The sequence below is a fragment of the Leucobacter sp. M11 genome, assembly GCF_035726885.1.
Taxonomy (GTDB): domain Bacteria; phylum Actinomycetota; class Actinomycetes; order Actinomycetales; family Microbacteriaceae; genus JAPFRB01.
In genome coordinates, this window is sequence record NZ_JAPFRB010000055.1 from 1 (window position 1) to 235 (window position 235).

Consider the following 235-nt stretch of genomic DNA (forward strand, 5'->3'; position numbering starts at 1 on the left):
CTCCTCGCCGTCCGAGAGGGTGCCGCGCACGATGACGACGTTGCGGTGCTCCGGGGATTCCGAGCTGGTGGTCAGCCGGACCTCGACGCCGCGCTCCTGGGCGAACAGCGGGGCGTTGACGTACGACACCGTCTCGTCGACGACGTCCTCGAAGACGCCTTTGAGGGCGGACAGCTCCAGCACCTTCACGTCGTGCTGGGTGATCTCGCCGTAGACCTCGACGTCGAGGCGGACG

1 pseudogene is annotated in these 235 nt (G+C 68.1%); it reads right to left on the bottom strand.

Annotated features, from left to right (window positions below):
• Positions 1-235 (bottom strand): annotated as a pseudogene (locus tag OOT08_RS18975) (phosphoglycerate dehydrogenase); the annotation flags it as partial.